Below are 26,323 nucleotides of genomic sequence, written 5' to 3' on the forward strand. Positions count from 1 at the left end.
TATACCCGTTCTGTTGCCACAATTAAGCCTGTGACCTCTCCAGATGTGATCGCGGTCGTCGGGCCGACCGCCGCCGGCAAGTCCGACCTCGCCGTGGAACTGGCCCTGCGCGTTGGCGGTGAGGCGGTCAACGCCGACTCGATGCAGCTGTATCGCGGCATGGACATCGGCACCGCCAAGCTCGCCCCGGACGAGATGCGCGGTGTCGCGCACCATCTCCTGGACATCTGGGACGTGACCGTGACGGCGAGCGTCGCCGAGTATCAGCGGCTCAGCGCTGACGCGATCGCCGAGATACGTGCGCGAAGCCGAATGCCGGTGCTGGTAGGCGGATCGGGGCTGTACGTGCGGGCCGCCCTTGACCGACTGGAGTTTCCCGGCACGGACCCGGATGTCCGCGCGCGCTTGGAGACCGAACTAGCTGAAGTGGGGTCTGACGTCCTGCACGAGCGGTTGTGTGCGCTCGACCCGGCGGCGGCAGAGGCGATCCTGCCCAGCAACGGTCGCCGCATAGTCCGCGCCCTGGAAGTGATCGAGATCTCTGGTCGCCGGTTCAGCGCCACCTTGCCCGCGCACGACTACCGCTACGAGACGGTCGTGCAGATAGGGCTGGAAGTGCCGCGTGACGAACTGGACGAGCGGATCGGCCTGCGGGTGGAGCGCATGTGGGAGGCGGGTCTGGTCGACGAGGTCCGGGACCTGGAGAAGAAGGGGCTGAGGGACGGCTTGACCGCCGGACGCGCCCTCGGGTACGCGCAGGTCCTCACGTTCCTCGCGGGGGAGTGCAGTGAGGAACAGGCCAAGGCGGAGACCGTACGGACGACCCGCCGCTTCGCCCGGCGGCAGGAATCCTGGTTCCGCCGCGACCCGCGTGTCCACTGGCTGCCCTATGACGCCCCTGATCTGGCGGAGCGCGCGCTCGCCCTCGTCAGGTGAGGTGTCAGAGGGAGGCAATACGATCGAAGGATGCGGTTTGTTAAGGGGCATGGCACCGAGAACGACTTCGTGATCCTGCCCGACTTCGACGGAACCCTGGAACTCACGCCGGAGACTGTGGCGCGGCTGTGCGATCGGCGGGCCGGGATCGGTGCCGACGGCGTCCTCCGCGCCGTCCGGACCAAGGCCATGGGCGTCGAGGCGGATGCCGAATGGTTCATGGACTACCGCAACGCCGATGGCAGCATCGCCGAGATGTGCGGTAACGGGGCGCGCGTGTTCGCGCGCTACCTGGTGGACGCTGGGCTGGCCGCCCCCGGTGAGTGGAACGTGGCGACCCGGGCGGGGCTGCGGGGCGTGACGCTGGGCCCGTCCGGCGACGTGACCGTGGATATGGGGCCACCCCAAGTACTCGGTTTGGGCGAGGCATCCATCGCGGGTGATGTGTTCCAAGGCCGGCGTGTTTCTGTGGGGAACCCCCACCTGGCCTGCGCCGTGGACGGTCCGGTGACGGCGCTCGACCTGTCGCGCGCCCCCGGTTTCGATACGGCGGTCTTCCCGGACGGTGTGAACGTTGAGTTCTATCGAACCATCGGTGAGCGGCATGTTGAGATGCGCGTGTACGAGCGCGGCTCCGGCGAGACGCGGTCCTGTGGCACCGGGACGGTGGCTGTTGCCGCCGCAGCCGCGGCAGAGGCCGACGATTCGTCTGATCTCGCCTGGTCCAAGGGGGAGTGGACGGTGGACGTACCGGGCGGGCGTGTCACCGTGATCCTCGATGGCGAGACCAGTCTCTTGAGAGGGCCCGCGGTACTGGTGGCCGAGGGTGAGACTCGTCCCGGCTGGCTTTGACAGGCCCCTGACATGTACCTGACAAACCCTGCCCGACCAGGGATTTCAACCGCCTAGGGGTGGTCCCGGATCGAACAGGACAGTTGTCCCTCTCCAACGGGACCCGAACGGGATAACTTTCTTCTTGCACACCCTCTGGTGAATGGCCCGTATGGACCGGGATGGGAGCCCCGGCGCCGTACGGAGCCCGAGGGCCGGTGGCGACCTTCTTGGCGGGGGGCGGTCACCGGCCCTCCCACCGGGTGGCCCCCGGTGAGTCGCCCCGGGCGCGCGATCCACCTTCAAACAGCGTGGTTTTCAACCAGCGCGATCAGACACAACTGATCAGCACCATCGACTCGTTCGTGGCGAGCGAGGGGTCGCTAGGGATGAGTGCCGTTGACGGGCAACCGAGCCCGGACCGAAGTACCGCCCTTGGGGCCGGGCCCGACCGTGCAGGAACCGCCCAGCTCGGCTGCGCGCTCGCGCATGGAGGACATGCCGATGCCGGAGCGCACCCGTGGAGGAAGCCCCACACCGTCGTCATCGACAGTGACATGCAAGTCACCGTTCAGATACAGGTACACCTCCGCGCAGTCGGCGTTCGCGTGCCTGTGCACGTTGGTGAGCGCCTCCTGCACGATCCGGTACGCGGCGACCTCCGCGGCGGCGGGCAGCCGCTCCAGGTCTCCTTCGACATGGACGTCCACCTTCGGGCCGTCCCCTGTCGCGACGACACCGCCGAGAGCCTGGATCGCCCCGGCGAGACCCAGGTCGTCCAGGGCCGGAGGACGCAACCCGTACACCAGGTCGCGGATGTCGCCGATGGTGCGTCCCATCGTCGCCCGCAGGTTCTCCAGCAGCGCGTCCACGGACCCGGGGTCGGTCTTCAGCGTGATGCGCGCCGCGTCCACCGTCATGGCGAGGCTGGCGAGCGTGGGACCGAGCCCGTCGTGCAGGTCACGGCGCAGGCGGCGCCGTTCTTCCTCACGGGTGCGCAGGATGCGCTCCCGTGAGCGCTGCACGTCCGCCGCCAGCCGCGCCGCGTTCGCCAGTTCGGCCAGGTTGCGCGCCAGGATCCCGGACAACCGCGCGTCGGGCGGACGGGCGACGCCGAACAGCAGCCGTCCCACCGGCTCGCCGTGCCACACCAGCGGGATGAGCTGGGGACGGTCGCCGAGCTCGCCGTCCTCGGCGGAGATCGTCCGGCCGTCGCGGTCCAGCACCTCGATCAGGACACCGGTGGCGTGCAGCGCCGAGCGCGCGACCTCGGCCGCGACCGCGAGCGCGGCTCCCGGGTCCGCGGCGGTCTGCAGCCGCCGGTTGAGCCGGTCGGCGATCCGGTACGGGTCGCGCTCGCCGTGGATCAGCCCGTCCACCGCGCGCTGGAGCCGCCGCCGGACCGGTTCGAACACCGCGCCCGCCGCGATCGCGCCGGCGAGACCCGCGAGGGTGCCGCGGCCGTGCGCCAGCAGGCTCGCGGCGCCGACCAGGGCGAAGTACACGCCGGTGATCACCACGACGAGTCCGGCGTACACCAGGGTCCGGCTGACCACCAGGTCGATGTCGTACAGCCGGTAACGGGTGATCGCGATGGCGATGCAGATCGGGACGGCCGCGATCGTGACGTTGCGCAGCGGGTCGCCGATCGGGCTGTTCTCGCCCACGTAAATGATCGTCTGCGCGAGCACGCCCGGGTAGACGACCCACGCGATCTGCCGCCGGACGTCGGGAGGCGACCGGATGAACCGCACGACGATCGACGCCAGCCCGCCCACCAGCGTGGCGATGATGAGCGCGCTGATCGGCAGGGGGATCTCCTGGAAGGGGTAGACCGACACCCCGTTGTGGAAGCGCCGCGCGTCGGGGTCGACCGTCAGGTGCGCGCAGACGACGATGGGCACCAGCAGGGCCATGACCAGCACGGGCCGGTACCAGCGCGACACGAGCCGCCCGTCCGGGAAGATCAGCGGCAGGACGAGCGTGAGCGCGAACGTGTCGATCGCCCACAGCCACGTTCCGAGCCACGTGAGGAAGCCCGCCCCGGCCCAGCCGTGCAGCTCGAACCACGGTCCGAGGTTGAGCGCCAGGATGTACAGGGCCGCGCAGAAGCCGGACCCGACCATGAGCCAGCCGACCCTCAGCCCCGGCCGGTGCCGCAAGAGGGTCGCGGCCACAGGCGTCCAGAAAAGCGCGATCACGATCTCGGGATGCCACCAGACGACCCGGCGGTCCTCCGGAAGCCAGGCACCCAGGATCAGCGATCCGGCGACGGTGAGGACCGCCGCCAGGGCAAGCAGGACCGCCGCGCGTCCCGCCCCCCGGTCGTGTTCCACCGTCTGCATCGTCGCCACTCCTGAACCAAAAGTAATGGAATGTTAAAACGTCCTGCTCCCTGTCCTGGAGTTCTAGGGGCGTCCGCCTCAGGACATCGGGACCCCCTGCTGCGGAAACTGTCTTCGTCGCGGCCTGTGGGCGCGTGCCGCGATGGTAACCATGGGAACCGGCTGATGGCACCAAAGGCGCAGGCCAGCGGCAGTGGGCGAGGAGCGGCCCGGCGTTCTGCGCGGTGCCGTCCACCGGGATCCGGCCGAGCGGCGTGGGCGGCGTCTCCCGAGCTCAAACAGGGGCGGGTTCGGAGCACCGCCGGCGCCGGCCGGGCAGTCCACATCGGACAGAACGCTTGATTTAACACTGAATGTGGCACCGGACATCGCAACGGACATGGGCATACCTCTACGGTGAACGACACAGTCAAGCCGTAGGACGCACATCTAGGCCGTGACGAGCACAGCGATCACAGGAGACGCTTCAGTAACTCTTGTTCGATTTTCAGTGTGCCTAGGGGCTGGCCAGAAGAGTGAGCATGCTGTCGCGTGCCAGCGTCCGTACCCCGCGCCGGAGCTCGTCTGGGGTGACGTCTTCGAGGATGAGCCGCTGGAGGACGAACCCGGGCATGAGACCGAAGATCGTCTTGCCTGCGGCCTCGACGTCCGTCTCGGGGGGCAGTAGCCCCGCCTCCACATGGCGCCGCACATAGCGCATCCACGTTTCCCGCAGTGCCCGGATGTTGTCTCGGACGTAGCGGCCCAGTTCGGCGTCGTGCATGGTCAATCCCCACGCCTGGGGCGCGAGCCGGAGCGGGCCGTCCTCCCCGGAGAGGTTGACGATCTTGCTTGCGAGCTGTTCGACCATCTCGTCCAGCGGGGGGAGCGGGTCGCGCTCCGCGAGGTCGACGAAGAACGTCTGGAGGTCGCCGATCACGGTGGACATGACGGCTTCGATGATCTCGTTCTTGCTCTTGAAATAGCGGTAGACGGCACCGGCCGAGAGCCCGGACTCGGCGAAGACGTCCTGCATGGACGTCTCGTGGATGCCCTTGCGGATGAAACAGGTGCGGGCGGCGTCCATGATCTGGCGGCGGCGCCGCTCCAGGTGCTCCGGGCTGACTCGCGGCATGGAGTCAACATAAAACGAACATCCGTTCTTGACAAGTCTCGACATCGGTGCGAGCCTGGAGATCTAAAGAGAACGAACATTCGCTTTAATTGGAGGCGGCCGTGCAGCCCTCCCTCGCCAAGCGTGCCCTCGGTGTCGCCGCGGGCGCGGCACTCCTACAGCTCGTCATGATCATCGCGTTCGCGTGGCCCTCGGCCCGCCTCGCCCCGCGCGACGTGCCGATCGTCGTGACCGGCCCCCAGGCCGCCGCGGTCGCCGATCGTCTCGGCCGCGCGCAGCCCGGCGCCTTCGCCATCGAGACACGACGGGACGAGGCGGCCGCGCGCGCGGCGCTCACCGACCGCAAGGCCTACGGCGCCATCGTCACGACTCCGTCCGGCCCTCGGGTTCTCACCGCGTCCGGGGCCTCCCCCATGATCGCGCAGCAACTCGGACAGCTCGTCCAGAAGATGGCACAAGAGCAAGGCGCGGTGGCTCAAGGCACCCAGGCCCGCTCGGCCCAGAGCCAGGCGCCGGCCGTCCAGGACGTGGTCGCCGCGGATCCGGACGACCCGCGCGGCGCCGGGTTCGGCGCTCTCGTCCTCCCGCTGATCATGTCCGGTATCGCCGCGTCCGTGCTGCTGACATTCGCGATCTCCGCGCCCGCGTGGCGCGCCGCCGGAGTGGTCGTGTTCGCGTTGCTCGGCGGCTTCGGCGCGGCCGGCATCGCCCAGGGCTGGCTGTCGCTGCTACCCGGCTCCTACCTCACGCTTGCCGGGGTCATGTCGCTGTCCATCCTGGCGGTGGCCGGCACGGTCGCGGGGCTCGCTGCGGCCATGGGACGCGCGGGCCTCGGCGTCGGCGCACTGCTGCTGCTGTTCCTCGGCAACCCCCTGTCGGCCGCCTCGTCGGCCCCCGAACTGCTGCCGCAGCCGTGGGGCGCCCTCGGACAGTTCCTCCCGCCCGGCGCCGCGGTCACCCTGCTCCGCTCCATGGCGTTCTTCGACGGCGCTGGGGCGGCCAGGGCGCTGACCGTCCTCATGGCCTGGGCCGCTGCGGGACTTGCCCTGCTGGTCGTCGGCGAGCTGCGTGTTCGCGGCAAGGAGGAGCCCGTCGAACGGGAGCCCGCCCTCGCCTGAAACCGTCCGTGCTGAACCCTTCTCGCGCGGACCACGTATCAGGGACCGGACCGCGCCACGCGGACTGAACCGCACACTGCGGATGTGGCGGACCGGCCTGCCTTCCCAGGCCGGCCCGCCACTGTTCGCTTTCCCCCGAAGTCCCTCCCCCCGAATGGGGTGCGCCCCGGCGTTTCTTCGCGCCGACAGTGATCGGCCAGTAGCATTCTGTGACTGGAATCACGGCCGGGAGGGGGGACATGGCGGCGTTCCTGCTGCGCCGGCTGGCGAACTACGCCGTGCTGGTCGTGCTCGCGGCGAGCCTCGCCTACCTGCTCGCCGCCGCCGCGCTCAGGCCGCGCGCCAACTACGAGGACCGCGCGCCCCGTCCTCCCGAGGCCGTCGTCGACGCCCAGCTCACCCGGTACAACCTCAACGACCGCACGCCCTTGGCCGAGCGCTACGTCACCTGGGTCTCGGGCCTCGCCCACGGCGACTTTGGACGCACCTGGCAGGGCGACTCCGTCAACGAGGAACTGTGGCGCCGGGTCGGCGTCAGCCTGCGGCTGTTGTCCCTCGGAGCCGTCCTGGGCAGTCTGCTCGGTGTCCTGGTCGGCGCCTACGCGGCCGTCAGGCGCGGCCATACGGCCGACCGGTTCATCACCCTTCTCTCCTACCTCCTGTTGGCCGTGCCCGTGTTCGTACTGGCGGTGCTCTTGCAGATCGTCGCGAGCACGATCAATGACGCGACCGGCGTGCACGCCTTCGAGTGGGTCGGCGAATCCACCCCCGGCGCGTCGGAGGGGCCGTTCGGCGCGCTGGGCGGCCTCGGCGACCGGGTACGTCACCTGCTGCTGCCCACCGCCACGATCGCGCTGGGCCAACTCGCCCTCTACAGCCGCTACCAGCGCAGCATGATGCTGGACGTCCTGCACGCCGATTTCGTGCGCACCGCCCGGGCCAAGGGGCTGCGGCGACGCGACGCCCTCCTGCGGCACGGCCTGCGCACGGCACTGATCCCGATGACCACCTACTTCGCCTACACGTCCGGACTGCTGCTCCTCGGCGGCATGTTCACCGAGAAGATCTTCGGCTGGCACGGGACGGGGGAGTGGCTGGTCGACTCCATCACCCGGGGCGACGTCAACGTGGTCGCGGCCGTCAACTGCCTCGCCGCGGTCGCGGTGCTGTTGGCCGGGCTGGCCTCGGACGTGATGTACGGAATCCTCGATCCCCGCGTCCGGACAGGGCCGGCGACGTGACGGCGACGCGCGCGCGAAGCCTGGCAGGTAGCACGCGACGCGTTGTGGGTAGCCGGCGTGCCCTGTGCGGGCTGATGTTGCTCGTCTTCCTGTTCGCGCTGGCCTTCGCCGGACCGCTTCTCTCGCCCTGGAGCTGGGACGAGACCGACTTCGCCGCGTTCCGTCAGGGACCGACCTCCCAGCACTGGTGCGGCACGACGCAGAGCGGCCGGGACGTGTTCGCCCTCACTCTGCGCGGGACGCAGAAGTCCCTGCTGATCGGCTTGTGCGTCGCGATCGTCTCGACCGGGCTCGCCGCCGTGGTCGGCACCGTCGCCGGGTTCGCGGGCGGCTGGCCCGACCGCGCCCTGATGTGGGGAGTCGACCTGCTGCTGGTGCTGCCGTCCTTTCTCGTCCTCGCCGTCCTGGCGCCGCGGCTGGGCGGGAGCTGGCCGGTGCTGGTGCCGCTGCTGGCCGCGTTCCTCTGGATGGTCACCGCCCGGGTCGTACGGGCGATGACGATCTCGCTTCGGGAGCGCGAGTACGTCCTGGCGGCCCGGTTCCTCGGCGTGGGCGCGCCGCGGACCATCGTCCGGCACATCCTGCCGCAGCTGGCGTCCCTGCTGGTCGTGGACGCGAGCCTGAACGTCAGCGTCGCGATCATCGCCGAGAGCGGGCTGTCCTACCTCGGGTTCGGGGTACGGCCCCCCGACGTCTCGCTCGGCACCGTCATCGCCGACGGGCGGAGCACCGCGACCACCTACCCCTGGCCTTTCGGGTTCGCCGCCGGGCTGCTCGTCCTCATCGTCCTGGCCGTGAACCTGCTGGGGGACGGTCTACGCGACGTCCTCGACCCCGAGTCCGGGAGAGGTCGGTGGTGAACGTCCTGGAAGTCACCGGCCTGCACGTCGGCTACGCGCCGGACGTGCACGCCGTGCGCGGTGTGTGCTTGACCGTCAGGGAGGGCGAAGTGCTCGGGATCGTCGGGGAGTCGGGTTCGGGCAAGACCGCCCTCGCCCTCGCCGTCATGGGGCTGCTTCCTCCAGGTGCCGCGGCAACGGGATCGGTGAGGCTGCGTGGCTCCGAGTTGCTGGGGCGGTCGGACGCCGAGCTGTCACGGATGCGTGGCAGAGACCTGGCGATGGTGTTCCAGGACCCCCTGTCGGCGCTCACCCCCGTGTACCCGGTGGGTGACCAAATCGCCGAGACCATCCGCATCCATGCGGGTGCCACACGCTCGGCGGCGCGCGCGCGAGCCGTCGAGTTGCTCGACCTGGTCGGCATACCCGGCGCGTCTCGGCGGGCGCGGGCGTACCCCCACGAGTTCTCCGGCGGTATGCGGCAGCGCGTGATGATCGCCATGGCCATCGCCAACGACCCCGTCGCGATCGTCGCGGACGAGCCGACCACCGCGCTGGACGTCACGATCCAGGCGCAGGTCCTGGACGTGCTCGCGGTCGCCAAGCAGGCCACCGGCGCCGCGATCGTCCTCATCACCCACGACCTCGCCATGGTCGCCGGATTCGCCGACCGCGTCATGGTGATGTACGCCGGACGCGCGGTCGAGTCCGGACCCGTCGACGAGATCTACCGGCGCCCGCGCATGCCGTACACGATCGGGCTGCTCCAGTCCCTCCCGCGCATCGACGGCGCGGCAGGGACGGACACGGCGGGCGGCCCACCACGGAGGGCGCGAAAGGCGCCGATCGAGGGCGTGCCACCCGACGCCTCAGCGAGGCTCGACGGATGCCCGTTCCTGCCGCGCTGCCCCGTCGCGGCCGCGGAGTGCGCGCGCGGCGAGCCGGAGCCGGTCCCGGTCGGCCCCGCCGGGCACACGGCCGCCTGCGTCAACACGGCCGCGACCGCCGATCCGGCGGAGGTCTTCCCGGTCCTGGAGGCGGCAGATCCGCCGCCCGTGCGCAGGCCCCGGCAGGAGCGCCCCATCGTCCTGGAGGTGGACGGTCTCGTACGGCACCATCCGCTGTACCGGGGAACGCTTCTGCGGCGCCGTGCGGGCACGGTGCACGCTGTGGACGGCATCGCTTTCGACGTCCGGGAGGGCGAGACGCTCGCCCTGGTCGGTGAGTCGGGCTGCGGCAAGACCACGGCGCTGATGGAGATCCTGCGGCTGTCGCGCCCGCAGCGCGGCCGCATCGCCGTCCTCGGCGAGGACACCTCCGCACTGCATCCCGCCCGGCGCAGGGCGCTGCGCCGCGACGTCCAGGTCGTGTTCCAGGACCCGTTCACATCGCTGGACCCGCGGATGCGCGTCGCCGACATCCTCGCCGAGCCGCTGACCACGCACGGCCTCCCGGTCGGAGAGCGCGTCGAAGAACTGCTGGACCTCGTCGGTTTGGACCCCGTCCAGGCCGGGCGCTACCCGCACGGCCTCTCGGGTGGGCAGAGGCAACGCGTGGGCATCGCCAGGGCCCTTGCCTTGGAGCCGCGTCTGCTGCTCCTGGATGAGCCGGTCGCCTCCTTGGATGTTTCTGTGCAGGCCGGTGTCATGGACCTTTTCGAAGACCTGCGCGCCCGTCTTGGCCTGGCGTACCTGTTCGTCGCCCATGACCTTGCCGTCGTCCGGCGCATCGCCGACAGGGTCGCCGTCATGCACGTGGGGCGGATCGTGGAGATCGGACCCGTGGACGACGTGTACGGCGAGCCCGCCCATCCGTACACGCGCGCGCTGCTTGACGCTGTCCCGCTGCCAGACCCGTTCCTGGAACGACGCCGCCGTCGTACGCCGCTGCAAGGGGAACCGCCCGATCCGACTGATCCGCCTGCCGGTTGCCGTTTCCGCTCACGCTGCTTTCGCTACACCACGCTGACGGCCGGTGAAAGCCGGCTGTGCGACGAGAGCGATCCGCAGACCCGGTCCGTGGATCTCGATCCTGAGCGGGTGGTTGCCTGCCATCATCCCCTCGTTGCTGTGAGGGCCGGACGGTGACGGCCCGAGGGCGAGCGTGGCGAGCCGTGGTCGCCGCTGTACAACTCGTCGTGACGCTGGCCGCAGCCGGATGCGGAGCGGAGGGCGAGGGGGCGACCTATGCGCCCGGACGGCTCGCCGCCTACGACATCAACCCCACCCCGCGGGATCGCGTCACGGACGGCGGGACGCTGCGTTGGCCGCTGCCCGAATTTCCGTCCCAGTGGAACTTCAACCACGTCAACGGGACGAAGGGCGTCGTCGAGCATGTCGTCCAAGGCGCGCTGCCCTATCTCATGCGCGCTGATGAGAAGGCCGTGCCGCATCCCGTTCCGGAGTACCTCCAATCGGCCACCCTTGAGCGCACTAGCGCCGGTCAGATCGTCACCTACCGGCTCAACCCGAAGGCCAGGTGGTCTGACGGCCGCCCCCTCGGCTCCAGCGATTTCGCCGCGCAGGCCCACGCCCTCTCTGGACGAGACCCGCGTTTCCAGGTCGCGACCGTCACCGGCTACCGGCAGATCACGCGTATCGAGCAGGGAACCAGCGCCGACGAGGTCAAGGTGAGCTTCGCCGGGACCTACGCGGACTGGAGGAGCCTGTTCAGCCCCCTCTATCCGGCGTCCGCCTATGCGGACCCAGCCGCGTTCAACACCGGTTGGTTGGATCGTCTACCCGTCACGGCGGGCCCCTTCAAACTCCAGAGGCTTGACCAAACCGCGAAGACGGTGACGATGGTGCGCGATCCGGCCTGGTGGGGCGCGCCCGCCAAGCTCGATCGGATCGTCTACCGCACGATCGACGGCAGCGCTATTCCGGGCGCGTTCGCCAACAACGAGATAGACCTGATGGACGTCGGTCTCGACGCGGGCGCGCTGCGCCGGGCCGAGCAGGTACGCGGCGCAACGGTGCGGAGGGCCGGAGGGCCGGACTGGCGGCACTTCACCTTCAATGCCGCTGGGCCGATCCTGTCCGATCCGCGCGTGCGGCGGGCCGTGATGCTGGGCATCGACCGGCGGGCCATCGCACGCTCCGATCTGTCCGGCCTCGGTGTGCCCGTGCAGACCCTGGGCAACCACTTCTACGTCAACACCCAGGACGGCTACCAGGACAATTCCGGGGAACTCGGTGGCTACGATCCCGCAGCGGCCCGGCGGCTTCTCGACGAGGCGGGTTGGACGCCCGGTGGCGAGTACCGCGCCAAGGACGGGCGGGTTCTCGCCCTGCGGTTCGTGGTTCCGGCCGGAGTACCCGGCGGAAAGCAGGAGGGGGAGTTGGCGCGCGCGCTGCTCGAACGGGTCGGCGTCCGGGTGGACATCGAGACCGTGCCCGCCGACGACGTCTTCGACCGGTACGTGACCCCCGGCGACTTCGACATCGTCCCCTTCTCCTGGCTCGGCACGTCGTTCCCGGTCTCGCCGATGAAATCGGTCTTCGCGCGCCCGAACGATGGCCGCATCCAGCAGAACTACTCCCGCACCGGGACGGAAGCGATCGACACGGCCATGGACCGTGCGATAGCCGAAGTCGATCCGGCGCGAACGCACGTTCTGGTGAACGAGGTCGATCGGCTGGTCTGGCGCCAGGCATCCGTCTTGCCGCTTTACCAGCGTCCCCAGATCGTCGCCGCGCGCGCAGACCTGGCCAACTTCGGTGCTTGCGGCTTCTTCGAACCTGCCTATCAGGACATCGGTTTCACAAGCACGGACTGAAGAACCCGGACGGCAGGGCTGACGGCTGAAACCCGGCCAGGGATGTCGTTTCCCGGGCCTGGCGATCAGGGGAAGGCGAGGCCGATGCCCCTGCGGTCGCTTGTGAAACGGGCATTCCATACGTAGAGCCGCAGGTCATCCGCCGACACGCCTTCCTTGAGCGGAAGATCGGAGGCGATCCGCACGATGTAGGAGGCACCCGCCGGGATCATCGTGCTGCCGTTCTCGTCGACCGGCGCCTTCGCCTCGCCGACCCGTGCGGTGATCTCGCTGTGGTTGGGGAGCGTGCACAACTCGTCCGGGATGCCTACCTGCGGCATGCACCGCTCCTGCGCGGCCGGGGTGATCTGCGCCTTCGGCATGAACAAGTCCGCGGGGTAGTCCAGCAGGACCGGCCGGCGCTGACTGTTGGTGAGGACGTAGTCGGCGTAAGCGTAGGTGGTACCCGCCGGTGGGGCCTGCGTGGCGCCCAGCGGTCGCCGGGAGGTCCCGGCCCTGACGGCGGCCAGGTTGTAGCCGTACCCCTCCGGGGTTGTGATGCTCAGCGGAGGACCGGCCTTGGGGGCGGACTCCGCGGGGATCCGCGTGTCGGTGCCGCCCTGACTGGTCAGCGAAGGGCGGCCGGATTCTCCGGCCGAATCAGAATCCGGACGGAGATAGACGATCCCGGCGGCGACGGCGGCGATGCCGACGACCCCCGTGAGCGCCCCGGCGAGGCCAAGTCGGCCAAGGCCGCCGCGTTTTCGCCGGCGGTGCGAGCGGTGGTTGCCGGGCGACTGGTGACTGGTGCGCATGGTCCTCCGTGCTCCCCTCAGGCCCTCTGAGCGGGCCCAGAAAGCGCTCCTCCCAGCGGGCCAGACAGACTACCGGACGCCCGAATCGGTGGCCGAAGCCCGCCCACCAGGCGGGATCCGGACAAACCTGCCGGTCAGGACGCTACGAAGTACGCCTGATAAGGGCATCGCGACCGAGCGCTCGCAGCGAGGCGTCGAGCACCTGTGCGGTGTGCGCGACCGCGATGTCCGTGCCACGGCGACGCAACGCGGTGGCGATCTGCATGGAGCAGCCGGGGTTGGCGGCGACCAGTAGTTCGGCCCCGGTCGCGTCCACGTTCACCGCCTTCCGGTCGCCGAGTTCGGCGGCCGCCTCGGGCTGCAGGAGGTTGTAGGTCCCGGCGGAGCCACAGCAGATCTCCGGGTCTGTGATCTCCCGGACGGTCAACTCCGGGATCCCCGCCAGCAGAGAGCGGGGCTGGCTGCGAATCCCTTGGGCGTGAGAGAGGTGACAGGCGTCGTGATAGGCGACGGTGACCGGCAGCGGTGCGCGTGTGGCTCGCGGCCCTAGCTCCACCAGGAACTCGGCCAGGTCGCGCGTCCTGGCGGACAGCGCGGTCGCACGGCGCGACCATGCCGGATCGTCCGCGAGCAGCGTCGCGTAGTCCTTCATCGCCGAGCCGCAGCCTGCCGCGTTCACCACGAGGACGTCGACGTGCTCGAAGGTCTCGACCGTGCGGCGGGCGAACGCGCGGGCCTCGTCCTCGCGACCCGAGTGCAGGGAGAGGGCCCCGCAGCACCCCTGCCCCTTCGGGATCACCACGTCGCAACCCTCAAGCGCCAGGACGCGCGCCGTGGCCGCGTTGACGCCCGGGAAGAACTCGCTCTGGACACAGCCCGTCAGCATCCCGACGGTGGCGCGACGGCCGCCGCGCGCGGCGACCCGTTCCGGCAACCGGGGTGCCCTGCCGAGCGGCGGGGCGAGTCGCTCCATCGCCGCGAGGGACGGCGAGATGCGCTCCAGCACGCCCGTACGCCGGACGAGACGGTCCAGACCCGTCTTCTGGTAGGCGCGCAGGGGGCCGCGCAGGGCGCGGAGACGCCGCCGGTACGGGAACAGACGGAAGATGGCCTCACGTATCACGCGCTCTTGCAGCGGACGAGGATGCTCACGTTCCACGTTTGCGCGGGTCGTCTCGATGAGCCGGTCGTACTGCACACCGGACGGACAAGCCGTGACACACGCCATGCACCCCAGGCAACGGTCGAAATGCTCGACCATCGGTCCGCTCAGCGGCGCTCCCTCCGCGTGCTGCTGCATCAGATGGATGCGGCCCCGGGGAGAGTCCATCTCCTCGCCCCACAGGACGTACGTCGGGCAGGTCGGCAAGCAGAAACCACAGTGCACGCAGTCGCCGAGCAGGTTCGGAAAGTCGTCCTCAGCGCTCATCAGATACCCCAGCGCTCATCAGATACCTCAATGTTCATCAGATACCTCCCACGAACCGTCCGGGGGACAGCCGGTGGTCGGGATCGAACTGGTCCTTGACGCGCCGCATCAGCGCGAGGGCCGGGACAGGTCCCCAAAAGTCGATGTCGCCCCGCACCTCCTGCGGCGCGTAACGGACGACGGCGCCGCCCTTATGGGGCGCCAGGGCGGTGCGGAGCGTCTCCAGGACACCGGCTACCTCGCCGGGTGCCAGGCCCGGGGGAAGCCCGATATGGCCGTGCCCGTTGGCGCTCCACGTCATGCCGATCCCCGGTGCCGCTTGTTCCACCGCGGTGATCAGCTGGGGGAGAGCCGTGGGCGGTGCGGTGACGTCGACAAGGGCGTTGCCCTCTGGGTAGGCGCCCCACCCGGCCGGGGCCTTCTCTGCGACCTGGCCACCCAGAAGATCAGCTGTCCGCTGAGCGCGGGCGGCGACCCCGTCTGGGACACCTTCCAGCAGGACCGCGACCGAGCCGGGGCCGAGGTACTCGATCGCGCTCGGTGCCACCGTCGAATGCAGTACGGACTGCACGGCCTCGTACGCCTCCCCAGCATCACCCACGGGACAGCACACCCACGCCCGTGCGGCCGGGATCGGATGCAGTCGGAAGGTCACCTCCACGATCAGCCCCAGCGTCCCGTACGAGCCGCAGAAGAGCCGGCCCAGGTCGTACCCGGCGACGTTCTTGACGACCTTGCCGCCCGAGTGGGCCACCTGGCCGTCCGCGCGGACGATCGTGAGCCCGATGACCAGATCGCGGGGCGAGCCGTACAAGAACCGGAGCGGACCCGCCGCACCCGCCGCGACCGTGCCGCCGACCGTGGAACCTGGCAGGGGCACGTCCAAGGTCAGCCGCTGACCCTTCTCGGCCAGCACCTCACCAAGGCGGTCCATGGAAAGTCCCGCCTGCGCCTTCACCACAAGGTCACCCGAAGCGTGCTCTACCACTTCGTCCAGCCGGTGGGTGTCCACCAGCAGATCGCAGCGTCGCGGGGGAGCCCCCCAATCCAGACGTGTCTCGGCACCACGCGGAACGACGGTGAGACCCGTCTGCGCGGCCACGCGCATGACCTCTGCGGCCTCGTCCAGGGTCTTCGGCGCCGCCACCATCGCCGGTTCGACACCGAGTATCCCCTCAGCGGGCTCACCTGGACGGACATCGCCGCAGACCCGCGCAAGGGCATCCAGAGTCCGCATCAGAAGATCTCCGCCTTCCCCTCGTACGGATGCGGTCCCTTGTGCACGCCTGGGACCTCCCCGCACAGCCGCGGCGTGGGAAAGACCTTGCCCGGATTGCAGAGTCCACCCGGATCGAATCCGCAACGCACCATCTGCATCGTGTCCAGATCGGCGTCCGTGAACATGCGCGGCATGTAGCGGGACTTGTCCACGCCGACACCGTGTTCGCCGGTGATGGACCCGCCGTGCTCGATGCACAGATCGAGGATCGCCCCGGACACCTCCTCGGCACGTTCCGCCGCGCCCGGCTCGGCGTCGTCGAACAGCACCAGCGGATGCAGGTTGCCGTCCCCCGCGTGGAAGACGTTCGCCACCCGCACCCCCGACTCCGCCGACAGCGCGTCGATCCGCGCCAGCACCCGCGGCAGTGACGTCCTCGGGATCACGCCGTCCTGGACGAGATAGGCGGGGCTGATCCGGCCCACGGCCGCGAATGCGGACTTGCGCCCGGTCCAGATGAGCGCCCGCTCGGCGTCGTCGGCGGCGATCCGGACCTCGAAGGCCCCCGCGTCCCGGCAGAGCCGCTCCACCTCGGCGAACTGCGCCGCCACCTCCGGCTCCGGACCGTCCAGCTCGACGATCAGCACCGCACCCGCGCCGGTCGGGTACTCGCAGCGCACCGCCGCCTCGGCGGCCTCGATCGACAGCGCGTCCATCATCTCGATCGCCGCTGGAACGACTCCCGCCCCGATGATCGCCGACACCGCGGCGCCGCCCGCCTCGATCGACCCGAACGCCGCGAGCAGCGTCTGGACGGTCTCGGGCACCCGCGTCAGCCGCACCGTGATCTTGGTGGTGATGCCGAGCGTGCCCTCCGCCCCGACGAACACGCCCAGCAGGTCGTATCCGGGGTCGTCCGCGGACAGCTCCACCAGCTCGCCGTCGGGCGTGACGATCTCGCAGGCGAGCACATGATGCGCGGTGAATCCGTACTTCAGACAGTGCGCGCCACCGGAGTTCTCGGCGACGTTGCCCCCGACGGAGCAGATCTGCTGGCTGGAGGGGTCGGGCGCGAAGTAGTACCCGTGCGGCCGGGTCGCGCGGGAGACGTCCAGATTGATCACACCGGGCTCGACCACGGCCCGCCGGTTCGGAATGTCGATCTCCAGGATCCGCCGCATCCTGGACGTGACGATCAGTACGCCGTCCGTTCGCGGCAGCGCGCCACCGGACAGGCCGGTTCCCGATCCGCGCGCCACGTACGGGACTCCGCTGGAAACGCACTCCCGGACGATCGCCGCGACCTGCTCGGCCGTGTCGGGGAGGACGACGACACCGGGCGTGGCCCGATGGTTGGTCAACCCATCGCACTCATACGTCCGCAACCGCACCGGGTCCGTGACGACCCGGTCCGCACCGAGCAGCCCCTCGAACCGCAGGGCCAGCCCAGACAGTTCCGTTTCCATCTCCTCCACCCTCCTCCCAACCCCACAAGGCTCGCAATATCGCCCCAACCCTGCCATCAGGGGTTGGGGCGGGCGCCCCTGAAACGGCTACTCCATGCGCTCGTAGGCGGGGGTGGTGAGGAACTCCGAGTAGTCATCGGCCAGCGTGACCTCCTTGAAGAGGGCCACGGCCTGGTTGTACCGGGGTTCGTTGAACGCCTCGCCCAGTTCGGCGCGGATGCCGGCCAGCTCTTCGTCCAGGATCCCCTCGACCAGTTCCCTGGTGACCTTCGGGCCGTCCTTGAGCGAGATGCCGTTGTAGATCCACTGCCACACCTGGGAACGCGAGATCTCCGCGGTGGCGGCGTCCTCCATCAGGTTGTGGATGGCGACCGCCCCCGCGCCGTCCAGCCAGGTGGCGAGGTAGCGCAGCGCCACGTCGATGTTGTTGCGCAGGCCCGCCTCGGTGATGTCGCCGGGCGTCGCCGCGACGTTCAGCAGGTCGGCCGCCGAGACCCGCACGTCCTCGCGGAGCCGGCCGCGCTGGTTGGGCTCCTTTCCGAGGACGCCGTCGAAGACCTCGCGGCAGACCGGGACCAGGTCGGGGTGCGCCACCCAGGAGCCGTCGAACCCGTCGCCGGACTCGCGGGCCTTGTCGGCTCGCACCTTCTCCAGCGCGACCTTGTTGACCGCCTCGTCCCGCCGGGACGGGATGAACGCCGCCATCCCGCCGATCGCGTGCGCGCCCCGCTTGTGGCACGTCCGGACGAGCAGCTCGGTGTAGGCGCGCATGAACGGCGCCGTCATCGTGATCGCGTTCCGCTCGGGCAGGACGAACGCGGCGCCCCGGTCCCGGAACTTCTTGATCACCGAGAAGAGGTAGTCCCAGCGGCCCGCGTTCAGGCCCGCGGAGTGGTCGCGCAGCTCGTAGAGGATCTCCTCCATCTCGAACGCCGCCGGGATCGTCTCGATCAGCACCGTCGCGCGGATGGTGCCGCGCGGGATCTCCAGGGTGTCCTGGGCGAGGTTGAAGGCGTCGTTCCAGAGCCGCGCCTCAAGGTGGCTCTCCATCTTCGGCAGGTAGTAGTAGGGCCCCTTGCCCTTGGCGAGCTGCCTGCGGGCGCTGTGGAAGAAGTAGAGCCCGAAGTCGAAGAGCGAACCGGACATGGGCTCGCCGTCGATGAGGAGGTGCTTCTCCTCCATGTGCCAGCCGCGTGGCCGGACGACGATGGTCGCGAGCTCGGCGTCGTCCTTGAGCGCGTAGGACTTGCCGCTCTTGGCGTCGGTGAAGTCGATGGTGCGGTCGAGGGCGTCCCGCAGGTTGAGCTGACCTTCGACCATGTTGTTCCAGAGCGGGGTGTTGGCGTCCTCGAAGTCGGCCAGCCACACCTTGGCGCCCGAGTTGAGGGCGTTGATGGTCATCTTCCGGTCCGTCGGGCCGGTGATCTCGACGCGGCGGTCCTCCAGGCCGGGCGCGGGCTCGGCGACACGCCAGGCGCCGTCGTTGCGAACATCAGCGGTCTCGGGCAGGAAGTCCAGCGTCCCGCCCTCCGAGAGCCGCCGCTGCCGCTCGGCCCTGGCCGCCAGCAGCTCCTTCCGGCGCGCGCCGAACTCCCGCTGCAGGAGCGCGAGGAGATCGAGCGCCTCGGGGGTCAAGATCTCCTCGTACCGCTCGCCGAGCGGCCCGGTCACCTCGATGCCGTCGCGTTCAGCCATCAGCCTGCCGACCTTTCGTATAGCGAAATTCCACTTCTGTCTCGTGGAGAACGCTACTCTTCGGTTTCGAGGCCGGTCAAAGCGGGGTCGCCCGGATGGAGCGCGATCCCGTCGCCCGCCCCCGGCGCCGTCCTGCCGCCCTCGGGCCGTCCTGCCACGTCGGCGGTGTCCCCCCGCGCGCCCATGTCAACCTCGTGATATTCGCGTGACCACGCCGGACGGCCGTGAGACGATCGACGGGAAGAAAAGGCCGCGCCGCGGCGTTCGACTGAGGACATATGACTGAACCTTTCTCTGCAGACCAGACCCCGGACGAGTTCGAGATCGAGCCCCTGACGGGAGAGCTCGACCTGGAGGAGCGGCGGGCCTTGCGCCGTGTCGCGGGCCTGTCCACCGAACTGACCGACGTCACCGAGGTCGAGTACCGCGCGCTGCGGCTGGAGCGGGTCGTCCTCGTCGGCGTGTGGACCGAGGGCACCTCCGACATGGCCGAGAACTCGCTGCGCGAGCTCGCCCTGCTCGCCGAGACCGCGGGCTCCGAGGTGCTCGAAGGTCTCGTCCAGCGCAGGTCACGTCCCGACCCGGCCACCTACATCGGCTCCGGCAAGGCCGCCGAGCTGCGCGACATCGTCATCGCCACCGGCGCCGACACCGTCATCTGCGATGGCGAGCTGGCGCCGAGCCAGCTGCGCCACCTGGAGGAGACCGTCCAGGTCAAGGTGATCGACCGGACCGCGCTGATCCTGGACATCTTCGCCCAGCACGCCAAGAGCCGTGAGGGCAAGGCCCAGGTCGAACTCGCCCAGCTCAACTACCTGCTGCCGCGCCTGCGCGGCTGGGGCGGCAACCTGTCCCGGCAGGTAGGCGGACGCGCCGCCGGTGGTATCGGCATCGGCGGCCGCGGGCCCGGCGAGACCAAGATCGAGCTGGACCGGCGCCGCATCCGCACCCGGATGGCCAAGCTGCGCCGCCAGATCGCCGAGATGTCCAAGGCGCGCGACACCAAGCGCGGCGAGCGCCGCCGCAACGCGGTCCCCGCCGTCGCCATCGCCGGCTACACCAACGCCGGCAAGTCGTCCCTGCTCAACCGGCTCACCGGTGCCGGGGTGCTGGTGGAGAACGCGCTGTTCGCCACCCTCGACCCCACCGTCCGGCGCGCCGAGACGCCCAGCGGACGCGCCTACACCCTGGCCGACACGGTCGGTTTCGTCCGGCACCTCCCGCACCAGCTCGTCGAGGCCTTCCGCTCGACGCTGGAGGAGGTCACCGACGCAGGGCTCGTCCTGCACGTCGTGGACGGCTCCGACCCAGATCCCGAGGCCCAGCTCGACGCCGTCCGCGAGGTGCTGCGCGAGATCGGCGCAGACAAGATCCCCGAGCTGGTCGTCATCAACAAGGCCGACGCCGCCGACGACCTCTCCCTGGCCCGCCTCCAGCGCCGCGAGCCGCACAGTGTCGTCGTGTCCGCCCGCACCGGCCTCGGCATCGAGGACTTGCGCGCGGCGATCGAGGCCGACCTGCCCGGGCTGGAGAGCGAGCTCCACGTCCTGGTGCCCTACGACCGGGGCGATCTGGTCGCGCGGATACACGAGCGCGGCGAGGTGCTCAAGCAGGAGCACGTTGCCGAGGGCACTATGCTCCATGCCCGGGTGCCGGGCGATCTCGCCGGGGAACTGTCCGGGTACGAGGTGCTGGCCCCGACCGTCTGACGGTCACCGACCCCAGGTCCGGAAACCTCTTTCGGGTGCGTCCGAAAGCGGTATCGCACCTGAACCTGGTCGCTGAACGGTGACAGCTTCTCCATTTGGCTTGACGGTTCCGTTGAATTCCGTACGGTCGTAGAGCTAAGGGGCTGGGGTGATGACTGTCGATGCGTTTCGACCAGAGGTTGTCGGGCGGACCTTCAGTGCACTACCGTGACGAAACCGATATCTCCGGTCTCGTTGCCAATGGTGGTCACCCGATCACCCTTCCCTCCAACGGTGAATCGCCGGCCGCCAGTCGGTGTTTCGGATCGAGAGCAGGTGGCCCACTCCATGTCAGATCCGCACATCGTCACGAGGGTGGGCGGCCCACCCCACCTCTCCACGGCACCCGGTGCCGCGCCCGCGGGCGCGAAGTTCCACCCAGGTCGGTGACCCTATGACGGTACGGTTGTTGACGAACATCGGCAGGCTCTGGACCGGTACCGACGTTTGCAGCAACGCCGCCGTACTCATCCACGACGACCGGATCGTGTGGGCCGGACCCGCGTCCGACCTGCCCCAGAGCGTCCCCGGCATCATCGACGACATCGTCGACGTCGACCACGTGGAGAACCTCGGCGGCGGCTTGGTCACACCAGGTCTCATCGACGCGCACTCCCACCCGGTCTACGCGGGCAACCGCTGGGCCGAACTGGCCATGCGCACCAGCGGCTCGTCCCACTCGGCCATCGCCGCGGCGGGCGGAGGCGTCAACTCCACCGTGACCGTTACTCGCGGAACCGACCCCTGGACGCTGTGCAACGGCGTCCGCGAACGCCTCCGCCAATGGATCCTCGCCGGGACGACCACCGTCGAGGCCAAGACCGGCTACCACCTCACCCGCGACGGTGAACTCGCCGACATCCGGATGCTCCGCTCCCTTGAGGGCGAACCGTCCATGCCGCGCATCCACGCGACGTTCCTCGCGGCCCACATCCTCCCGCCGGAGTTCTTCGGCCGCCGCCGCGACTACATCGAGGCGGTCCGCCTCTGGGCGAACGACGCCGCCGTCGCGGGCGCCGACAGCATCGACGTCTACTGCGACGAGGGCCACTTCACCGCCGAGGAGGCCCGCGCCCTGTTGCTCACCGGCAAGCGCGCCGGGCTCAAGGCCCGCATGCACGCCTGCGCCAACGAGCGCATCGGCGCCGCGCAGGTCGCCGCCGAAGTCGGCTGCGCGTCCGCCGACCTGCTCACCCAGGCCAACGACGACGACATCAAGGCACTCGCCCACGCCGGCGTCACCGCCACCGTCTGCCCCGGCAGCGCCCTCAACAGCAGCCGTCCCCCGGCGCCCGTCCGGCAGATGCTCGACCGCGGCGTCACCGTCGCCCTCGGCACCGACCACAACCCCGGGCAGTGCGGCATCACCTCCATGCCACTGGTCATCGGCCTGTCCGTCGCCATGTTCGGCCTCAGCGTCACCGAGGCCCTCCGCGCCGCGACCCTGGGCGGAGCCGCCGCCATGCGCGTCGGCGACCGGGGCTCCCTCGCCCCGGGCATGCTCGCCGACATCGTCCTCTGGGACGCCGACCACGAAGGCGCCTTCGCCTGGGCGTTCGGCCTCCGGGCCCTGCGTGTCTGGCGGGGCGGCACCCCCGTCCAGACCTGAGAACACGCCACGCTCCGTCCCGCACCTTCCAACGATTCGCCTACGCGTGCCGGCCGGTGCCACGAATGTCAAGTGGTCGTTACACGGTGACATATCACGGACATTCCATCACCGGGCCGGGGGAGTAATGTCCTTTTCATGGGCAGCGCGGTCGTGGTCGTCACGGATTCAACCGCCTACCTCCCGCCCGGACTCGCCGAACGACACGGACTCACCATCGTCCCGCTGCAGATCGCCGTCGGCGGCGCCATGCGGGACGAAGGCGAGGTCAGCACCGCGGAAGCCGCCCAAGCTCTGAAGGAACGGCACCCCGTTACCACGTCCCGGCCGGCACCGGAACGGTTCGCCCACGCCTACAAGGCCGCCGCGTCGGCGGGCGCGACGGACGTGGTCTCCGTCCACCTCTCCGCCGCCATGTCCGGGACGATCGACGCGGCACGACTCGCCGCCGAGGACGCGCCCATCCCCGTGCGGGTCGTCGACAGCGGAAGCGTCGGCATGGGTCTGGGCTTCGCGGCCCTCTCGGCCGCAGCCGCTGCTCTGGCCGGCGCGGGCGCGGAAGAAGTCGCCGCTGCCGCCATCCAGCGTGCGCGGCTCACCCGTTCCCTCTTCTGTGTGGACACCCTCGAACATTTGCACCAGGGCGGGCGCATCGGTGCCGCCGCGGCCCTGCTGGGCTCGGCACTCCTGGTCAAACCGCTGCTCGGAATCGCGGACGGCGAGATCGCCCCATTGGAGAAGGTCCGCACATCCTCACGCGCGCTGGCCCGGCTGGAGGAGATCGCCGTCACCGAAGCGGGCGACCGCAAGGTCGACCTGGGTATCCAGCACCTGGCCGCCGCCGCCCGGGCCGAGCTCCTGGCGTCCCGGCTACGCGACCGGATCCCGCGCGTCGAAGACGTCTATGTCGGCGAGGTCGGCCCCGTCATCGGCGCCCACGTAGGCCCGGGCATGCTCGGTGTGGTCGTGGCGCCGCTACTTCCCTGACCCGCCACACGAAGCCGAGTTATCCACATTCTCGCGTCCACCTTCCGTGTCCGAACGGCCACGCATAGCGTCGAACGCATGAGAATCAATGATCAAGACCGTGGACAGACACTGGCGGACCGGCTGAAGATCCCCGCAGCCCCGCCACGGGAGCCGCCCTCAGCCCGGTTACGCGCGAGCCCCGACCGCTCCAACGTCCGCGTCCTCATCGTCATCGGAGCGGTCGCGGTCCTCGTGGCCGCGGGCTACATGCTGCTGGCCCGTCCGCGCCCCCAGCCGGCTCCGGCTCCGGTCGCGAGCGCCTCCCTGTCGCGCGATTCACCCTCCACCGCCTCCGTGACGTCGGTGGCCGCCTCCACCGTCGTCGTGCATGTCCTCGGCAAGGTCCGCCATCCCGGAGTGGTCACGCTCTCGTCCGGCTCCCGGGTCGCCGAGGCGATCAAAGCGGCCGGCGGTGTCCGTCCAGGGGCCGGAACGGGATCACTCAACCTCGCCCGCAAGGTCGTGGACGGCGAGCAGATCCCGGTCGGCGTCCGCCCGGCACCCTCGGCTCCCGGCGCCGCCACACCTTCCTCACCCGGCGCTTCTCCGCCGTCCTCACAGGGCGCATCGGCCGGAGCGCCGATCGATCTCAACGCGGCGACCGTCGAACAACTGAACCAGTTGCCCGGGGTCGGCCCCGTCCTCGCCCAGCGCATCCTCGACTACCGCGTGCAGAACGGCGGCTTCCGTTCAGTCGACCAGCTCCAGGAGGTCAACGGCATTGGCGCGCGACGCTTCGCCGACCTCAGGCCGAAGGTCCGCGTATGAGAGCAGACCTTCGCCTGATCGCCCCGGCCCTGGCCACCTGGCTATCAGCCGCCTTGACCCTCGGCCTGCCCCCGACCCTCACCTACACACTGGCCGTCTCGGCAGCCGTGGCAGCCCTCTACTGCCTGACAACCCGAGTGTCGAGAACAGACGGCTCAAAAGGACGACAGGCGCTCGTCGGGGTGGTCCTCACCTGTGCCGCCGCCTCCGCCGGCGGTGTGGCGCTCCGCGCGACCGCGGTCGGCACCGGGCCGGTGCGGGAACTGGCCCGGGCCGGCCGCGCCGCCACGGCGGAGGCGGTCGTGACCGGTGACCCGCAGGCCAAGCCCGGAGACCGCGGACAAATGATCATTTTGCGGGCTCGTGTGGAGGTGGTAGCCCGAGCGCGGGTGCGGGTTCCCGTGCTGCTGATCGCCGGGCATCCTCACTGGCTCCATCTCGTGCCCAGCCAGCATGTGCGACTTGTCGGCAGGTTCCGCACACCGCACAAGGCCGAACTCCTGGCCGCCGTCGTGATCGTCCGGGGCCCGCCCACCGTGCTCGGGGCACCGTCGGCCGTGCAACGCGCCGCCGAGCGCGTGCGCGCCAGACTGCGGGCGGCGGTCGAACACCTCCCGTCCGATCAGCGTGCCGTCCTGCCGGGCCTCGTCGTCGGAGACACCTCCCGGCTGGATCCGGAGCTCGCCGAGGACTTCACGACCGCCGGGCTCACCCACCTCCTGGTGGTCTCGGGCGCGAACCTGGCGATCGTCATCGGCGCCGTCCTCGGCCTGTGCCGCCTGATGGGGCTTGGACGGCGACGCGCCCCACCCGTGGCGGTGCTCGCGGTGCTCTGCTTCGTCGTCATCGCACGGCCTGAGCCGAGCGTTCTGCGAGCAGCGGCGATGGGGCTGATCGGACTGCTCGCGCTGCTCACCGGACGGCAGCGCCAGGGGCTCCCCGCACTGGGAGCAGCCGTCCTGCTGCTGCTCCTCATCGATCCCGCCCTGGCGCGCTCCTACGGCTTCGCGCTTTCGGTGCTGGCCACCGGTGGTCTGCTGGTCCTGGCCCCGCCCTGGCGCGAACGGCTTGCCCGCCGGCTGCCCGGCCCGCTGGCGGACGCCCTCGCCGTCACGGCCGCCGCGGAAGTGGCCGTGGCTCCCGTCCTGGTGATGCTCTCGGGAGAACTGGGCGTGGTCTCGGTGTTCGCGAACCTGCTGGCCGCCCCCATGGTGGCTCCCGCCACCCTGCTCGGCGCCCTCGGGGCCATCACCGCAATCGTCTGCCTACCGGCCGCCCGGATCCTGGTCTTGCCGGCCGGGCTCGCCGTGGGCTGGATCGCCTGGGTCGCCCGAACCGCCGCCGCCCTCCCGTACGCCACGATCCCGTGGACGGCCGGCGGGCTCGGTGCCGTGACGGTCCTGCTCGCGGGAGGGATCGCCGTCCTGATCCTGCGCAGTCCCCGGCTGCGCATGGTCGCGGTCGCGATCATGGCCGGCGTGCTGGTGGCCGTCGTCTCCTTGCGAGTCATCGCCCCGGGGTGGCCGCCACCGGGCTGGCAGATGGTCGCCTGCGACGTGGGCCAAGGCGACGCCCTGGTGCTGGCCGCCGGTCCCGGCCAGGCCGTGGTCGTGGACGCCGGGCCAACGCCCGCACCGGTCGACGGTTGCCTGCGACGCCTGGGCATTCGTGATGTGCCCCTGCTCGTCCTGACCCATCCCCACGCCGACCACATCAACGGCACATCAGGCGTACGTCACGACCGGACCGTCCATGAGGTCCTCACGACCCCGCGAACGTCTGGACGAGAGGCACGGCACGTTCCCTGGCTACGCCCCCGGCTCGCTCTGACCCACCAGCAATGGACGGTCGGGGATCTCACTCTCTCGGTCCTCGGTCCCCTGGCCATGGCACCCGCCCTCACCCTGGACGACGACGGCACCACCATCAACAATGCGAGCATCGTCCTGGTCGCCCGGCGACCAGGCTTCAGCGCCCTCCTCGCCGGTGATATCGAGATCGAAGCCCAGCGTGCCCTGGCGGCGATGGTCCCTCACGTCCACGTCCTGAAGGTCCCGCACCACGGTTCCCGAAGCCAGGACCCCGCCTTCATCATGGCTGCCCAAGCGTCGATCTCGCTTATCTCCGTAGGGAAGGAGAACGACTACGGCCACCCCTCCTCCTCCACCCTTGAGCTCCTCAGGCGAGCGCGCACTCAGGTCCACCGCACCGACCAGGAGGGTGACATCGCCATAGTCCGCACCACCGCCGGTCTCGCAGCCATCGCCCGCACCTGAGATCAATGAAGAAGGAACTCTCGGAGGTGTCTCGGAGGAATCTCTCCAGGTGCGGAAAGCGATCTTGCTGAGGAACAAGTGATCAATG

The 26,323-nt window shown here is 70.0% G+C and carries 20 protein-coding genes; 12 read left to right on the forward strand and 8 right to left on the reverse strand.

Annotated features, from left to right (window positions below):
* The first annotated feature begins 45 nt into the window (after positions 1–45).
* Both miaA and dapF read left to right on the forward strand, forming a co-directional pair.
* The gene (miaA, locus tag AMA02S_RS24645) at positions 46–936 is read left to right on the forward strand and encodes a tRNA (adenosine(37)-N6)-dimethylallyltransferase MiaA (RefSeq protein WP_084265553.1); all 891 of its coding nucleotides are present in this window, start codon (positions 46–48) and stop codon (positions 934–936) included.
* Positions 937–966: 30 nt separating this feature from the next.
* On the forward strand, positions 967–1,788 hold the full coding sequence (gene dapF / locus AMA02S_RS24650; protein WP_067461759.1) for a diaminopimelate epimerase: 822 nt from the start codon (positions 967–969) through the stop codon (positions 1,786–1,788).
* A gap of 362 nt (positions 1,789–2,150) precedes the next feature.
* On the opposite strand, the gene AMA02S_RS24655 is transcribed toward dapF, so the two are convergent.
* Together AMA02S_RS24655 and AMA02S_RS24660 are read right to left on the reverse strand one after the other, a co-directional pair.
* Positions 2,151–4,112: a sensor histidine kinase gene (locus AMA02S_RS24655; protein WP_067461760.1), complete on the reverse strand. Its 1,962-nt coding sequence runs from the start codon at positions 4,110–4,112 to the stop codon at positions 2,151–2,153.
* Positions 4,113–4,608: 496 nt separating this feature from the next.
* Positions 4,609–5,226 carry a TetR/AcrR family transcriptional regulator gene (locus AMA02S_RS24660; protein ID WP_067461761.1) on the reverse strand — a complete coding sequence of 206 codons (618 nt, stop codon included), beginning with the start codon at positions 5,224–5,226 and terminating at the stop codon, positions 4,609–4,611.
* Between the two features lie 101 nt (positions 5,227–5,327).
* On the opposite strand from AMA02S_RS24660, the gene AMA02S_RS24665 reads away from it, so the two are divergent.
* From AMA02S_RS24665 to AMA02S_RS24685, 5 genes are all read left to right on the forward strand, one after another.
* The gene (locus tag AMA02S_RS24665; RefSeq protein WP_218005109.1) at positions 5,328–6,344 is read left to right on the forward strand and encodes a hypothetical protein; all 1,017 of its coding nucleotides are present in this window, start codon (positions 5,328–5,330) and stop codon (positions 6,342–6,344) included.
* 239 nt (positions 6,345–6,583) lie between these two features.
* Positions 6,584–7,585, forward strand: a complete 1,002-nt coding sequence (locus AMA02S_RS24670; RefSeq protein ID WP_067461762.1) for an ABC transporter permease — start codon at positions 6,584–6,586, stop codon at positions 7,583–7,585.
* A gap of 20 nt (positions 7,586–7,605) precedes the next feature.
* Positions 7,606–8,445: an ABC transporter permease gene (locus tag AMA02S_RS24675; protein ID WP_439951607.1), complete on the forward strand. Its 840-nt coding sequence runs from the start codon at positions 7,606–7,608 to the stop codon at positions 8,443–8,445.
* On the forward strand, positions 8,442–10,511 hold the full coding sequence (locus AMA02S_RS24680; protein WP_067462042.1) for a dipeptide ABC transporter ATP-binding protein: 2,070 nt from the start codon (positions 8,442–8,444) through the stop codon (positions 10,509–10,511). Before AMA02S_RS24675 ends, AMA02S_RS24680 begins: the two co-directional genes overlap by 4 nt.
* 26 nt (positions 10,512–10,537) lie before the next feature.
* Entirely contained in the window at positions 10,538–12,202 is a 1,665-nt protein-coding gene (locus AMA02S_RS24685; protein ID WP_157430819.1) for an ABC transporter family substrate-binding protein, read from the forward strand.
* Positions 12,203–12,267: 65 nt separating this feature from the next.
* Here the strand turns inward: AMA02S_RS24685 and AMA02S_RS24690 are convergent, their stop codons facing one another.
* The 6 genes from AMA02S_RS24690 to AMA02S_RS44745 form a co-directional block, all read right to left on the reverse strand.
* A complete protein-coding gene (locus AMA02S_RS24690; protein ID WP_067461765.1) occupies positions 12,268–12,996 on the reverse strand; it encodes a hypothetical protein in 729 nt (242 codons plus the stop codon).
* A 142-nt stretch (positions 12,997–13,138) separates the two neighbouring features.
* Entirely contained in the window at positions 13,139–14,425 is a 1,287-nt protein-coding gene (locus tag AMA02S_RS24695) for a (Fe-S)-binding protein (protein ID WP_067461766.1), read from the reverse strand.
* Positions 14,426–14,462: 37 nt separating this feature from the next.
* Positions 14,463–15,662, reverse strand: coding sequence for an FAD-binding oxidoreductase (locus AMA02S_RS24700; RefSeq protein WP_067461767.1), 1,200 nt, complete (start codon positions 15,660–15,662; stop codon positions 14,463–14,465).
* A complete protein-coding gene (locus tag AMA02S_RS24705; RefSeq protein WP_067462043.1) occupies positions 15,662–17,110 on the reverse strand; it encodes an FAD-linked oxidase C-terminal domain-containing protein in 1,449 nt (482 codons plus the stop codon). Before AMA02S_RS24705 ends, AMA02S_RS24700 begins: the two co-directional genes overlap by 1 nt.
* 87 nt (positions 17,111–17,197) lie before the next feature.
* Positions 17,198–18,805 carry a malate synthase A gene (gene aceB / locus AMA02S_RS24710; protein WP_067461768.1) on the reverse strand — a complete coding sequence of 536 codons (1,608 nt, stop codon included), beginning with the start codon at positions 18,803–18,805 and terminating at the stop codon, positions 17,198–17,200.
* Positions 18,806–18,858: 53 nt separating this feature from the next.
* Entirely contained in the window at positions 18,859–18,990 is a 132-nt protein-coding gene (locus AMA02S_RS44745) for a hypothetical protein (protein WP_281181913.1), read from the reverse strand.
* Between the two features lie 93 nt (positions 18,991–19,083).
* Between AMA02S_RS44745 and hflX the strand changes: the two genes are divergently transcribed.
* The 5 genes from hflX to AMA02S_RS24735 all read left to right on the forward strand — a co-directional run bounded on the left by hflX (position 19,084) and on the right by AMA02S_RS24735 (position 26,235).
* Positions 19,084–20,514: a GTPase HflX gene (hflX, locus tag AMA02S_RS24715; protein WP_067461769.1), complete on the forward strand. Its 1,431-nt coding sequence runs from the start codon at positions 19,084–19,086 to the stop codon at positions 20,512–20,514.
* Between the two features lie 433 nt (positions 20,515–20,947).
* Positions 20,948–22,162, forward strand: a complete 1,215-nt coding sequence (gene hutI / locus AMA02S_RS24720) for an imidazolonepropionase (RefSeq protein WP_067461770.1) — start codon at positions 20,948–20,950, stop codon at positions 22,160–22,162.
* Between the two features lie 138 nt (positions 22,163–22,300).
* A complete protein-coding gene (locus tag AMA02S_RS24725) occupies positions 22,301–23,149 on the forward strand; it encodes a DegV family protein (RefSeq protein ID WP_067461771.1) in 849 nt (282 codons plus the stop codon).
* 78 nt (positions 23,150–23,227) lie between these two features.
* Entirely contained in the window at positions 23,228–23,959 is a 732-nt protein-coding gene (locus tag AMA02S_RS24730; RefSeq protein WP_084265554.1) for a ComEA family DNA-binding protein, read from the forward strand.
* Positions 23,956–26,235, forward strand: coding sequence for a ComEC/Rec2 family competence protein (locus AMA02S_RS24735; protein WP_067461772.1), 2,280 nt, complete (start codon positions 23,956–23,958; stop codon positions 26,233–26,235). Before AMA02S_RS24730 ends, AMA02S_RS24735 begins: the two co-directional genes overlap by 4 nt.
* Positions 26,236–26,323: the final 88 nt, after the last annotated feature.

The organism is Actinomadura macra NBRC 14102 (assembly GCF_001552215.1).
In the GTDB taxonomy this organism is placed as follows: Bacteria; Actinomycetota; Actinomycetes; order Streptosporangiales; family Streptosporangiaceae; genus Spirillospora; species Spirillospora macra.